We start from the raw sequence: 12,789 nt of genomic DNA, 5'->3' as shown, positions 1-12,789 counted from the left end.
GACAGTTGACACAGATCAATTTTGGCGGAAATGGCCGCCGTGTTCTGCTGCAAACGCGGGAATACCGGCGGAGGAGTTCTAGACCGCCTGCACTGTCCAGCCGATCAGTTCCTTTGCGATACGCGCGAACGCAGCATCGAACGCCGCAACAGCGGCGGCCGGCTCGACCTTGTCGAGCTTCTCGCTCGTTTCGATGAGACGCGATGCGATCACCTTGCCGTTCTTGTCGACGATCCTCGCCGACAGCCCGATCTCAACCTGCGGCTCGCCCTCCATGGCAATGCGGAAGCGCCTGATATCGATGAGGAGCTGATAATCTGCCTGCCCCAGGTCGGTCGTGCGCAACGGAGCGTGGGCAATGTCGAAGTTCTCGAAACTGTCGATCAGACGCGCCTGCACCAGCTTCGGAATGCTGTCGGCCCACAGGAACTCGGCAAAGCCCGGGTTGTCCCGAACCGGCGAGAACAACATGCGTTGGGTCTGGAGCATTGCAACCGCGGTCGGCTCGGGAATTGCCAATGACGCGGAAAGGCCCTTGCCGACCGGTCCGAGATCCTGCGGCGCGCGCAGATCATAGGTTATCTTCTGCGCCGGCGCTCCGCCGCCCGTCATCTTCTCAAGTCCTGCTACGATGCCGTCGAGCTTGCCGGTGTTGCGCGCAAGCCCATCCGAAAACGTCTTGAAGTTGGCGATGGTATCCTTCAGCGGACCGGCGTTGTCCTCCAGTACGGAATCGACTCGCCGCAGCGCATCGCGTGCCGCCTGCGTCATGCTCTGGCCTGCTCCGGCGTCGGCGATCAAGGTCAAGGGCTCGCCGGGCTTGGCAACGATCGTGCCGCCCTCCAGCGCCACCACCGGCACGCCGGTCAGCCCCTGAAAATCAAGTCCGACCTTTGTGTCAGCACGTACGGGGGTCGCAGACGCAACCGAAATCGTCGCATTGACTGAGCCTGGATTGTCCGCCGCGAGACGAAGCTCGGTCACCTCACCGACGCGGATGCCGTTGAACAACACGCCGGCGCCGACCAGGAGCCCCGGCACCGGACCCTGGAACTGCACGCGATAGCTCGTGCGCGGCCCGATGCCGCCCGTGTTGTTCAGCCAATAGACGAAGCCGAAGACCGCGAGGATCGCAGCCAGCACAAAGGCGCCGATCAGCACGTAAGGAGCGCGCGTTTCCATGTCTCATCTCATATGGGGTTGCAGCATCTGCGAGCGCTTGCCGTGGAAGTAGGCGCGCACCCAGGGATGCTCGGATCGAAGCAGCTCACGCATCGGACCAATCGCGACGATCTTGCCGTCGGCCAACGCCGCGACGCGGTCGCAAACCGTCGTCAGGCTCGCGAGATCGTGCGTCACCATGAACACGGTGAGCCCCAAGGTCTTCTGCAAGGTCTTGATCAGGGCGTCGAAATCGCCGGCGGCGATCGGATCGAGGCCGGAGGTTGGCTCGTCCAGGAACAGGATCGGGGGATCGAGTGCAAGCGCGCGCGCCAGCGCCACGCGCTTGGTCATGCCACCGGACAGCTCGGACGGATATTTGTCGGCGTCCTCCGCCCGCAGCCCAACCATCTCGAGCTTGGCGATCGCGATCTCGTCCATCAACGCCTGAGACAGGACGAGGTTTTCGCGCAGCGGAAACTGGACGTTCTGTCGCACCGTCAAGGAGGAGAACAGCGCGCCCTGCTGGAACAGGATGCCCCATGCGCCGGCCGCGCACTGCGTGCTGCGGTCATGCGTGCCACCGATCGGCTGTCCCATGACTTCGATAGTGCCGCTTCGTCGCGGGACGAGGCCGATGATCGTGCGCATCAGGACCGACTTGCCGCCGCCGGACGCGCCGACCAGGCCAAGGATCTCCCCGCGGCGGACGTCAAGCGACAGGTGATAGAGCACGGTCTGCCGGCCGAAGCCGACCACGAGGTCGCGGACACGGATCGCGAACTCCTGTACCGATCCCGACATCATCACATCCCGATCGAGGCAAAGAAGATCGCGAACAGGCCATCCAGCACGATCACCAGGAAGATCGATTTCACCACCGAGGTCGTCGTCTGCCTGCCAAGCGACTCGGCACTCCCTTTCACCCGTAATCCCTCGCTGCAAGCGACGATCCCGATCACCAGCGCCATGAACGGTGCCTTCAGGATGCCAACCTCGAAATGGGTGACGGAAATGGCCTCGCGCAGCCGCGCGATGTAGATCGCCGGCCCCATGTCACCGTAGAACTGCGCGACGAGGCCGCCGCCGTAGAGCGCGGCGATCGAACCGATGAAGGCGAGGATCGGCAGCGCGATGACCAGGGCGGCCACGCGCGGCAGGATCAGGACGTCGATCGGATCGCGCCCCATGGTTGTGAGGGCATCGATCTCCTCGCGCATCTTCATAGAGCCGAGCTCGGCGGTGTAGGCGCTTCCCGAGCGGCCGGCGACCATGATGGCGACGATCAGCACGCCCAGTTCGCGCAGCACGAGGATGCCGACCATATCGACCGTATAGGACTCCGCGCCGAACCGGCGGAAATGAAAGAATCCCTGCTGGGCGATGATCGCGCCGATCAGGAAGGTGATCAGAGCGACAATGGGAATGGCCTGCCAGCCGATCCGGTAGAGCTGATAGACCAGCGATGTCAGCCTGAGCGACCGCGGCCGGCGCAAGACGCCGATCACGGACATGAATAGCGCGCCGAGCATCTGAAGAAAGATCGTGATGTCTTCCCGCGCGTCCACCGTGGACTTGCCGAGATCGTGCAGCCGGTGCAGAACCGGATTGGGTGCAGGTGCCGGCAGCGGATTGCGCCGGTTGACCTGGCGAACTTCGGCCATCAGGCCACTGAAATTGTCGGCAACGCCGACGACCTCGGCCGACCGCCCCGATGTTGCCGCCCTGCGCGACAGTTTCTCCAGAAGCCAGGCGCCGAGCGTGTCGAGCTCGCTGACCCCTGCCATATCGAGCGTCAAGGTCTTCGATCGGTCGACATCCGTCCTGACCGATTGCGAGAGCGCTTCGAGCTTCGATACATTCGCTGCGATCCAAGGCCCTTCCGGCCGCAACTCGAGCCGGTCGCCGGACGGCACTGCCAGCAGCAGAGGTTCCGAGTTCACGCCTGTATCCCCATGGAATCCACCACGATCAGATTAGGTTTCTAGGTCGCCCCAAGGCACCTGGATTGACCTGCCTCAAACACGCGCCCGAGGTGGCGCCCTTGACGCAAATCAATTGCCGTCTGGCCGGCTCGCATAGGGTTCCTCCGTTCCATGGAGACGCCAATGTTCGATGCGGGCAGCATGAGCGATGAGCTGAAAGCGATGAAGGTCGATGTCACGCGCCTGCTAAGCGCGGCCAGCGAGCAGATGTTCGACACATCGAAGGAGCGCGCCGACGCTCTGGCCGATCAGATCAAGGCCGCACTGGCTGAACTCGGTGAGACCGTGAGTGAGGAGCGAGAGCAGCTCCATGGCCTCCTCACAGAGCGTCCGGTGGCATCCCTCGCCTCGGCCTTCGCGCTCGGCGTGGTCATCGGCTTCATGCTGAGGAGACACTAGGTGAATACGGAAAATGTCGTCAAACACCTGCGCCTGCTCTGGCGCACGGACAGGATCATCGCCGATATCAGGCTGCGCCATCTGCTGATCGGGCTGGGCCTGCGCGCCTTCGCGGCACTGATCGCCACCTTCGGTCTGCTGATGCTCGAATTGTCGGCCTATTTCGGCTTGGTCCAGATCTGGAGCGCAATCGCCGCAGCGGCCATTCTCGGCGCGATCAATTTTGTCATCGCGGCGGTCCTGTTCGTCGTCGCGAGACGTCCGCCGTCAGGACGCGAGATCGAGCTTGCCAATGAAATCCATGGCGCGTCCATCGGGGCCCTTCAACTGGAAGCTCGGGCGCTTCAAGCTCAGGTGACCGGCGCCGTGCATCATCCGCTGAGCGGAATCGTACCTCTCCTGATGCCGTTGATCGCCGTCATCGTCAAGAGTTTGAAGAAGCCTGCGGCAGAGCCCGCGCCACATGCAGCGGCGATGTCGAACGACACACCCTCCTGATGGCTTTTGATCAAAGCCCTGGCCGCTTGCGCACCGCAAAGCCCGGTCAAAGCTTCAGCCTCACGTCACAGACATCCGGTTCGGTCGGATCCGCCTTTACCTCGAAGCCGAGCTCGCGGCACATATCGAGCATCACGATGTTCTCCTGGAGCACATCGCCCGATATGGTCTTCAGCCCTTCCGACTTCGCATATTCGATGATCAGCTGCATCAGGACCCAACCAAGCCCCCTGCCCTTGAGATCGGACCGCAGCAGAATGGCGTACTCGCCGTTCTCATAGATCGAGTCCGAATGGATCCGGACCACGCCCACCATCTCGTTGGTCGCTTCGTCGAACGCGATGAACGCCATCGCGCGCGCATAGTCGAGCTGGGTCAGGCGCGCGATGAATTCGTGAGTAAACTCCTTCATCGGCGCGAAGAAGCGCAGGCGGAGATCGTGCGGCGTCACGTGACGCAGGAATTCGTGGATGGTCGGCTCGTCCTCGGGACGCAGCGGCCGCACGAAGATACGCCAGCCGTCCTTGAGCGCGAGGTGACGTTCCCACTGCGACGGATAGGCGCGAACGGCAAAATTGGCGGGGCCTGAGCCGGCAAATTTGCGTTGCGGCGGTCCCACCGCGACGCGGGCGTCGACCGCGGTCACGCCGGTTTCGTCCGCGAGCAACGGATTGATGTCGAACTCGCGGATCTCGGGAATGTCGGCGGCCATCTGCGCTAGCTTGACCAGCACCATGGCGACCGCGTCCTGCTTGACGGCCGGCACATCGCGGTAGGCACGAAGCAGACGCGACACGCGCGTGCGCTCGATCAGGTCGCGAGCCAGTTGCAGGTCGAGCGGCGGCAGCGCAAGCGCCTTGTCGTTGATGATCTCGACTGCCGTGCCGCCTCGGCCGAAGACGACGACGGTGCCGAAGGTCGGATCGTCGGCAAGACCCAGGATCAGCTCGCGCGCCTTCGCCTTGACGACCATCGCCTGCACGATGACGCCGGAGATGCGGGCTTCCGGACGCAGCTTCCTTGCCCGAGCGAGAATATCGGTCGCGGCGGCGCGCACGGCGTCGGGCGTCGTGAGGTTGAGCACGACACCGCCGACATCGGACTTGTGCACGATGTCGCGCGACATGACCTTCAGCACGACGGTGGCGCCCTGCGCGAATATCTCATTCGCATAGGCGACGGCCTGCTCGACATCAGTGGCCGCATAGGTCGGCACCATCGCGATGTCGTAGGCTTCGAGCAGATGCTTGATCTCGACAGGTTCGAGCCATTTGCGCCCGTCAGCAATCGCGCCAGCGACGATCTGCCTCGCAGTCTTGGCGTCGGGCACGAACGTATCGGGCATCGCCGGGGGAACCTGGCTCAGTTCCTCGACCACCTCATGGTGCCGGACCAGATGCATGAAGCCACGCACCGCGTCACCTTCCGTCGGATAGTTCGGAATACCGGCGGCGCTGAGCGTTTCGATGATCGTCTGATTGGCGCCGACCCAGGCAGCCAGCACGGGCTTCGCCCAACTGCGATGCTGCTCACGATATGTCCTGACACGCTCGGTGAGCGTCGCTGCGATCTCTGCTGCAGAGGCGATGGCGGTCTGCACATTGAGAACCAGGACCGCATCGTTGCCGGGATCGGCGAGCAACACCTCCAGCGCTGCGGCATAGCGCGAGGCATCGGCATCGCCCACGATATCGACGGGATTTGCGCCGGACCAGGTCGGCGGCAACACCGCGTCGAGATTGCGCCGCGTATCCGGCGTCATGGGTGCAGGAATGCCGCCAAGCTCCACCAGCCGGTCGACGGCCAGGACGCCGATGCCTCCGCCATTGGTCAGGATGGCGAGGCGCTTTCCGGTCGGCGACTCGACGCGGCCGAGCGTCTCGGCACAATCGAACAGCTCGCCCAGATCGGCGACCCGAAGGACGCCGGCGCGGCGGAATGCCGCATCATAGACCGCGTCCGCGCCTGCCAGGGCACCCGTATGCGTGGCCGCCGCCTTCGCGCCTTGCGCCATGCGCCCGGATTTCACCACGACCACGGGCTTCACGCGCGCGGCGCCGCGCGCCGCCGACATGAACTTGCGCGCATCCTTGATGGCTTCGATGTAGAGCAGGATCGCGCGCGTCTTGTGATCCAGCGCGAAATGGTCAAGCAGGTCGGCAATATCGACGTCGATCTGGTCGCCGATCGACACGATGCCTGAGAAGCCGACGCCGCGCTGCGCAGCCCAGTCGACCATTCCGGCCGCGATCGCGCCCGACTGCGAGATCAGCGCGAGACTTCCCGCACCCGGCATGTGCGCCGCGAAGCTGGCGTTGAGGCTCACGCCCGGCATCATGATGCCGAGGCAGTTCGGCCCGATCAGCCGCATACCATGTTTTCGCGCGGCCGCGATCGTCGCCTCTTCCAGAGATCCCGGTCCGTGGCCGAGTCCGGCCGACACGATCAGGGCACCTGCCGAACCGAGGCGTGCGGCCTGATCGATGATTGCGGGAACCTCGCCAGCGGGGGCGGTGATCACAACAAGTTCGGGAACGAAAGGCAGCTTATCCAGGCGGCCTACCGCCGTGATGCCGTCAATTTCGGCATAGCGCGGGTTCACCAGTCCGAACTGACCGTTGAACTGCGCCTTCCCAATGTTCTCCAGAACGGCACGTCCGACGGACGCCCGACGTGGGCTCGCCCCGACGAGGGCCACCGAACGAGGCGACAGCAGATTCTTCAGGCGGTAAGTCGACATGACTGCAATCGTCCGGTCGGGCGATGAGCCCGATAGCTGGAAACCTGGCCATGATATGCGGCGAAAACGCCTAGTGAGAGATCATAACCCAGCACGGTGGCTGACCAATGACGGTCTTAGTAACGCCGCCCCAGACGATTTCGTTCAGTCGCGAATGATGGTAGGCGCCCATGACGATGGCGTCGATGTCATGGGAATCCGCCAAGCTTCCGAGCACCTTGCCGATCGAGCTGCCGTCGGCCTGCGCCGTCTCGAAGGACGCATAGACTCCGTGCTCCCTGAGGTGGTCGACGAGATCCATCCCGGATCGTTTGATCGTCTCGGTCTGGTCGTCCGTTACCGTGATGATGCGAACCGAGGCGGCGGCCTGAAGGATCGGCAGCGCATCACCAACCGCGCGCGCCGCACGCGCGGAGTGATCCCAGGCGATCATGACGTTCTCGAATTCCGGGCGCAGCTCGGACACACGGTGTTCCGGGCAAAGGAGCAGCGGTCGGCCGGATTCAAACAGGAGCGTCTCGATGATGTTCTCAGTCCGGCTGTCATGCGGCTTCACGGGGACCAGGGTGAGATCGCTGAAACGCGCGCGTTCCGCCAGGGTTGGTGCAGTCTGATCCGCAGGCACCTTGCCCGAGCGGCCCAACGCGCGGACGCCCGCGCGGGAGGCCGCATTGTTGAAGGCATTGAGGAGCCGCTGGATATCATCGGCCTCGCGCGCGGCCCCAGGATCGGCGGAATCCGGACCATCCGGGACCACAGCTTTCGGCCGCACGAAGATATCCTCTTCCAGCGCAAGCGCTGTGATCCTGGCGCCGAGATCGGCGGCGAGCGAAACGCATTTCTCGATCGCAGCGAGCGTGTCGCGCGGCTGACCGACAAGCGGCAGAAAGACGTCCTTGATGGGCATCGGGATTCTCCTCGGCTGCGAGGATAAGGCCACCTTCCGTCGGGGCCCTTGATCCTCGTCAAGACGGGAACACCGTCCGGCCAGACGACGACAGGGCTTGAGGGAAGTCAAGGACTCGCTCCGCCGCCGCCCTACGGTTAACCTGGAGCTGTTCGCCCCGGAGAGACTGATGCGTGCGATGGTGTTGCCGGCCGCGCGAGCGCGGCTTCAGATGGAGGAGCGGCCGGACCCGATCCCTGGCAGCGGCCAGATCCGCGTGAAGATCAGCGCCTGCGGCGTTTGCCGGACCGATCTGCATCTCGTCGACGCCGAACTGCCCAACATCCCCTATCCGATCGTGCCAGGCCACGAGATCGTTGGTCGCGTCGATCTCATTGGACCCGGCGTCACGATGCATCACATCGGCGACAGGGTCGGCGTCCCCTGGCTTGGGTTCACGTGCGGACACTGCCGGTTCTGCCGGGACGGCATGGAAAACCTCTGCGACAATCCGCTGTTCACCGGGTACACGCGCGACGGCGGTTACGCGACGCACACGATCGTCGATGCGCGCTACGCGTTTCCGCTCGGCGAGGCCGGCGAGGACGTGGACATTGCCCCGCTGCTATGCGCGGGTCTGATCGGCTGGCGCTCGCTGGTCCTGGCGGGACAGGCGCGCACACTCGGCATCTATGGCTTCGGCGCCGCCGGTCACATCATCGCGCAGGTCGCGGTTTGGCAGGGCCGATCGGTGTATGCGTTCACCCGAAGCGGGGATACCGCCGCGCAAGACCTCGCCCTGCGGCTTGGCGCCGTCTGGGCGGGTGCTTCACACGAGGTGCCGGATACGCCGCTCGACGCCGCGATCATCTACGCCCCCGCAGGCGAGCTCGTGCCGGCTGCATTGCGCGCCGTTCGCAAAGGTGGCCGTGTGGTGTGCGCTGGCATTCATATGAGCGACATTCCGAGCTTTCCGTATAAACTGCTCTGGGAGGAACGGCAGTTGATCTCTGTCGCCAACCTCACCCGCCAGGACGGTCTCGACTTTCTCAAGGTCGCGCCACAGGCCGGCGTGCGCACCGAGACGACTGCGTTTGCGCTCGACGAGGCCAACGAGGTCCTGACCAAGCTCCGGAGCGGACAAGTGCTCGGCGCGGCCGTGCTCAGGCCATGACCGCATCCGGGGATGCCAGCATCGATGACGGATAAATCGATCACCCAGGAACGGATCTTTGCGGCGCTAACCGCGCATCCAGGCGTGACGCGGATCGACACGCATGCGGCTTCAGTCTTTCTCGAAGGGGAGCGCGCGCTCAAGATCAAGCGAGCTGTCCGATTTCCGTTCCTCGATTATTCGACGCTCGAAAAGCGAAAGGCGGCCTGCGAAGAGGAGATCAGGATCAACCGGCCTTTTGCGCCGCAAATCTATCGCGGCGTCGTGGCGATCGCGGAGGGACCGGACGGCTCCGTGGAAGTCGGCGGACGCGGAAAGCCGATCGAGTATGCGGTCAACATGTCCCGCTTCGACGAAAGCCGAACGCTCGATCATCTGGCGAAAGCCGGGCCGCTCGAGGCGGGCCTAGCATCGGCGATCGGCGACGCCATCGCGACCTCGCACGCAGTTGCGGCACCTGCGGATGACGACGGATGGGTTTCCTCCATCCCCGCCCTCATCGAGGGGAACATCGTTGGCCTGCGAAACGGCAACCATCTCGCAGCCGAGGAGATCGTAGAGCTTGGGAAAGCCTCGCACGATGCATTCCAGCGCCTCCGTGCCTTGTTGGAAGAGCGCTGCCGTCAAGGATTCGTGCGGCGCTGCCACGGCGACCTGCACCTTGCGAATATCGTGCTGATCGACCAGCAGCCCGTGCTGTTCGATGCCGTCGAGTTCGACCCTCGGCTCGCAACCGTCGACGTGCTCTACGATCTCGCATTCACGCTGATGGACTTGCTGCGCTACGACCAGTCCCTGGCGGCCAATGTCGTCCTGAACCAGTATCTGGCAACGACGCCGCTCGAAAATCTCGACGCGCTCGGCGCCCTGCCGCTGTTGATGTCAATCCGGGCTGCGATCCGCGCCCAGGTGGCGCTGGCACGGCTGAACCGGTACCATACCAACCCTGCCGGCATTCTCGATGACGCAACCCGCTATTTCAGCCTTGCCCGGGCGCTGATCCATCCTCCTGTGCCGCGCCTGGTTGCGGTCGGCGGATTGTCAGGCACCGGGAAGTCCGTCCTGGCTCGCGCGCTCGCGCCAGCCGTGGCGCCGTCCCCGGGAGCCGTCGTCCTGCGCAGCGATATCGTTCGCAAGCAGATGTTCGGGGTCAAGGATACGGACCGGCTACCGTCATCCACATATCAACCCGACGTCACCGAGTGCGTTTATGAGGCTCTGGCGCAGCGTGCCCGCCGCGTGCTGAAGCAGGGCCATTCGGCAATTGTCGATGCCGTGTTTGCACGTGAATCCGAGCGCGATGCATTCGCCGTGCTTGCCTGGGAATGCAAAGTCCCTTTGAGCGGCCTATTCCTGGTCGTGGACCTCGCAACGCGGCAAGCCCGAATCGGCGGCCGTCGGGGGGACGCATCCGATGCCACGCGAGAGGTTGCCGCGCTGCAGGAGCACTATAATATCGGCCATGTTGGTTGGGCGACCATCGATGCATCCGGGACACCTGAGCAGACGTTCCAGCGCTGCCGGACGGCGATCGCCGAGGGCAGGTAAGGCAATCTGATTGGCGCGGGCACGGACGGCGCGATCGACCACAATCTCGACGGCGGCCGCTCGCACCGGGCTGGCCGCGAAACGCAACGCCCTGCCCGGCCGCCTCAGCCCCGGTATGGCCTGCGATACGGCGTTTCGGATCATCGCGCGCCGGCACCTCGACGCCGTCCTCGCCCAGCATGACGGCACCTGCCGCGGCGATCCCGACGCGCTACATCAGATACGGATCGCGCTGACGCATCTGCGGTCCGCCATTCGCTTCTTCTCACCCATGGTTGACGATGCCGTGCGGCCGGAAGTCTGGGCCGAATTGAATTGGTTGAACAGCCAGCTCGGCCTGGTGCGGGACCTCGACGTCGCGATCGAACGCGTGGTGGCGGCCAGCGGCGACGAGCTCGCCGTGATCGCCGAGCTCCAGTCCTGGGACGAAAAGCGTGCCGAGAGCCATCGCCTCTTGGCCCGGGCGCTGCAATCGGCGCGGTATCGGCGCCTGATCGCGCAGACATCGGGCTGGATCGAGAGCGGCCCCTGGTCGACCAGGCGCAGCAAGGAGGCCATCCGGCTGCGCCGCTGCCCGCTCGCCGATCACGCGGCGGCGCAACTCGCGGAATGGGAGAAGACGCTCCTCAAGAAGGCCAGGAAACTTGGCAAACTCAACGTGGAGAAACGGCACAAGCTGCGGCTTCTCAACAAGCGGCTGACCTACTCGATCGAGTCGCTGGAGGATCTGTTTGCCGACAAGTCGCTCGCGAAGCAGAAGTCGGTCCTGAAGCAATTGCGCAAGGCGCAGAGATCCCTGGGGCAGCTCAATGACGATGAACGGGGGCAGACTCTGGCTGACTCATTGAATGGAACGGGATCCGACACAGGCGTCAGGTTCCTCGATCGCAAGCGGGAAAAGCGGCTGTTGCGAACCGCCAAGATTGCCTACCAGAAACTGGATAAGTCGAAGCCTTTCCGCCCATCAGACCTCGCGCGCAGCCCCGAAGCCGACGACTAACCGTGCCAAGCGCACGAGCCGGGCTGCATCAAGCCAAACGCCCGCCACACTTGGTTCTAGGGGATCGCTGGCCCCCATTCGTTTGACCTGGGTCAAATCACGGCTCCACGCCCGGACTAGACTCCATCCATCGGAATTCGTTCAAACTTGCGGAGTTCGCCATGCGCGCCCACCAGATCATGACCCGGCCGGTCATTTCGGTCACGCCCGACACCAGCATCGTCGAGGCAGCGAACATCATGCTGCAACGGCACGTCAGCGGCCTCACCGTGGTCGACAATGCCGGCAAGCTCGTCGGCATTGTGTCGGAGGGAGATTTCATCCGCCGCAGCGAGATCGGCACCGGGCGCAAGCGGCGCGGCCTGCTGCGATTCATCCTCGGCCCCGGCAACTCGGCCAACGATTTCGTCCAGGAGCATGGTCGCAAGATCTCGGAGGTGATGACCACCTCGCCTGTCACCATCACCGAAGATACCGCGCTCGCTGAAATCGCTGATCTCATGGAACGGCACAATGTGAAACGCTTGCCGGTGGTCCGTGCCGACAAGCTCGTCGGCATCGTATCTCGTGCCAACCTGTTGCAGGCGGTGGCGAGCCTCGCCCGCGAGGTGCCCGATCCGACGGCCGACGACGATCACATTCGCAGCCGCATCATCGCGGCCATGGAGAAGTACGATTGGTGCCCGTTCGGTCTGAATGTCATCGTTCGTGATGGCATCGTTCACCTCAGCGGCGTCATCACCGAAGAACGCGCGCGCAAGGCCGCGATCGTCGCTGCCGAGAACGTCGCAGGCGTGAAGAAGGTGCACGACCATCTCTGCTGGGTTGATACCATGTCAGGCATCTATCTGAACTCGCCTGAGGACGAGAACCTCTCCAAGGCAAGCTGATCGACGATCCGGATCGAAGGGTCGAGCGCCGAACGCGGCTCAGCGGGGAATGACGGCGGTGGCCTCGATCTCGACGCGCGCCGCCTTCTCGACGAGGCGGACGACCTGGACAAGCGCCATCGCCGGATAATGCGCGCCGAAGATCGCCCGATAGACCTGGCCCAGCTCCTTCAGGTTCGCCAGGTATTCGTCCATGTCGACGACATACCAGGTCAGGCGCACGAGGTGCTCGGGCCGCGCACCGGCTTCGGCAAGAATCGCCGCAATATTGCTCAGGGTCTGGCGTACCTGCCCGACAAAACCGTCCGCCAGGCGCTCCTGCGCATCCCAGCCGATCACCCCGCCGGTGACGACGATGCGGCCCTCCGCGGCCATGCCATTGGCATAGCCTTTCGGCACCGGCCAGCCGGAAGGCTGGAGAACCTGCGCAACCGAAGCTGCGTCATCCTCGTTGGCCGTCGGCAGCACCGCAAGCTGCGGACCTTTCGGAGTCGTCACGGACAATTCT

At 64.0% G+C, this 12,789-nt stretch carries 12 protein-coding genes; 6 read left to right on the top strand and 6 right to left on the bottom strand.

The window, feature by feature from the left end; translation table 11 throughout:
- Positions 1-78: 78 nt before the first annotated feature.
- The 3 genes from AYJ54_RS38335 to AYJ54_RS38325 are packed head-to-tail and all read right to left on the bottom strand — an operon-like array spanning position 79 to position 3,104.
- The gene (locus AYJ54_RS38335) at positions 79-1,182 is read right to left on the bottom strand and encodes an ABC-type transport auxiliary lipoprotein family protein (RefSeq protein WP_063707534.1); all 1,104 of its coding nucleotides are present in this window, start codon (positions 1,180-1,182) and stop codon (positions 79-81) included.
- Positions 1,183-1,185: 3 nt separating this feature from the next.
- Entirely contained in the window at positions 1,186-1,965 is a 780-nt protein-coding gene (locus AYJ54_RS38330) for an ABC transporter ATP-binding protein (protein WP_063707816.1), read from the bottom strand.
- 2 nt (positions 1,966-1,967) lie between these two features.
- Positions 1,968-3,104: an ABC transporter permease gene (locus AYJ54_RS38325; RefSeq protein WP_063707532.1), complete on the bottom strand. Its 1,137-nt coding sequence runs from the start codon at positions 3,102-3,104 to the stop codon at positions 1,968-1,970.
- A gap of 165 nt (positions 3,105-3,269) precedes the next feature.
- Between AYJ54_RS38325 and AYJ54_RS38320 the strand changes: the two genes are divergently transcribed.
- Positions 3,270-3,545, top strand: coding sequence for a hypothetical protein (locus tag AYJ54_RS38320; protein ID WP_063707815.1), 276 nt, complete (start codon positions 3,270-3,272; stop codon positions 3,543-3,545).
- Positions 3,546-4,043: a phage holin family protein gene (locus AYJ54_RS38315; RefSeq protein WP_063707530.1), complete on the top strand. Its 498-nt coding sequence runs from the start codon at positions 3,546-3,548 to the stop codon at positions 4,041-4,043.
- 46 nt (positions 4,044-4,089) lie between these two features.
- Here AYJ54_RS38315 and AYJ54_RS38310 read toward each other — a convergent pair whose 3' ends face one another.
- A complete protein-coding gene (locus AYJ54_RS38310; protein WP_063707528.1) occupies positions 4,090-6,783 on the bottom strand; it encodes a bifunctional acetate--CoA ligase family protein/GNAT family N-acetyltransferase in 2,694 nt (897 codons plus the stop codon).
- A 70-nt stretch (positions 6,784-6,853) separates the two neighbouring features.
- Positions 6,854-7,690: a universal stress protein gene (locus AYJ54_RS38305; protein WP_063707526.1), complete on the bottom strand. Its 837-nt coding sequence runs from the start codon at positions 7,688-7,690 to the stop codon at positions 6,854-6,856.
- 169 nt (positions 7,691-7,859) lie between these two features.
- Here AYJ54_RS38305 and AYJ54_RS38300 point away from each other — a divergent pair, with 169 nt between their 5' ends.
- The 4 genes from AYJ54_RS38300 to AYJ54_RS38285 all read left to right on the top strand — a co-directional run bounded on the left by AYJ54_RS38300 (position 7,860) and on the right by AYJ54_RS38285 (position 12,281).
- Entirely contained in the window at positions 7,860-8,843 is a 984-nt protein-coding gene (locus AYJ54_RS38300; RefSeq protein WP_063707524.1) for a zinc-dependent alcohol dehydrogenase family protein, read from the top strand.
- A gap of 24 nt (positions 8,844-8,867) precedes the next feature.
- Entirely contained in the window at positions 8,868-10,391 is a 1,524-nt protein-coding gene (locus AYJ54_RS38295; RefSeq protein WP_063707522.1) for a bifunctional aminoglycoside phosphotransferase/ATP-binding protein, read from the top strand.
- A 10-nt stretch (positions 10,392-10,401) separates the two neighbouring features.
- Positions 10,402-11,391 (top strand): CHAD domain-containing protein, encoded by a 990-nt coding sequence (locus AYJ54_RS38290; RefSeq protein WP_063707518.1) that lies wholly within the window; start codon positions 10,402-10,404, stop codon positions 11,389-11,391.
- 161 nt (positions 11,392-11,552) lie between these two features.
- Entirely contained in the window at positions 11,553-12,281 is a 729-nt protein-coding gene (locus AYJ54_RS38285) for a CBS domain-containing protein (RefSeq protein WP_063707515.1), read from the top strand.
- A gap of 39 nt (positions 12,282-12,320) precedes the next feature.
- On the opposite strand, the gene AYJ54_RS38280 is transcribed toward AYJ54_RS38285, so the two are convergent.
- Positions 12,321-12,779 (bottom strand): RidA family protein, encoded by a 459-nt coding sequence (locus AYJ54_RS38280; RefSeq protein ID WP_063707814.1) that lies wholly within the window; start codon positions 12,777-12,779, stop codon positions 12,321-12,323.
- Between the last annotated feature and the right edge of the window lie 10 nt (positions 12,780-12,789).

The organism is Bradyrhizobium centrolobii (genome assembly GCF_001641635.1).
Classification (GTDB): Bacteria; Pseudomonadota; Alphaproteobacteria; order Rhizobiales; family Xanthobacteraceae; genus Bradyrhizobium; species Bradyrhizobium centrolobii.
The sequence above is the reverse complement of the archived record's forward strand: the minus strand, read 5'-3'. Positions and strand labels throughout refer to the sequence as shown.

Coding starts and splice junctions, on each gene's coding strand:
- AYJ54_RS38335 (WP_063707534.1), bottom strand. CDS start 1,182: ATGGAAACGCGCGCTCCTTACGTGCTGATCGGCGCCTTTGTGCTGGCT.
- AYJ54_RS38330 (WP_063707816.1), bottom strand. CDS start 1,965: ATGTCGGGATCGGTACAGGAGTTCGCGATCCGTGTCCGCGACCTCGTG.
- AYJ54_RS38320 (WP_063707815.1), top strand. CDS start 3,270: ATGTTCGATGCGGGCAGCATGAGCGATGAGCTGAAAGCGATGAAGGTC.
- AYJ54_RS38310 (WP_063707528.1), bottom strand. CDS start 6,783: ATGTCGACTTACCGCCTGAAGAATCTGCTGTCGCCTCGTTCGGTGGCC.
- AYJ54_RS38305 (WP_063707526.1), bottom strand. CDS start 7,690: ATGCCCATCAAGGACGTCTTTCTGCCGCTTGTCGGTCAGCCGCGCGAC.
- AYJ54_RS38300 (WP_063707524.1), top strand. CDS start 7,860: ATGCGTGCGATGGTGTTGCCGGCCGCGCGAGCGCGGCTTCAGATGGAG.
- AYJ54_RS38295 (WP_063707522.1), top strand. CDS start 8,868: ATGACGGATAAATCGATCACCCAGGAACGGATCTTTGCGGCGCTAACC.
- AYJ54_RS38285 (WP_063707515.1), top strand. CDS start 11,553: ATGCGCGCCCACCAGATCATGACCCGGCCGGTCATTTCGGTCACGCCC.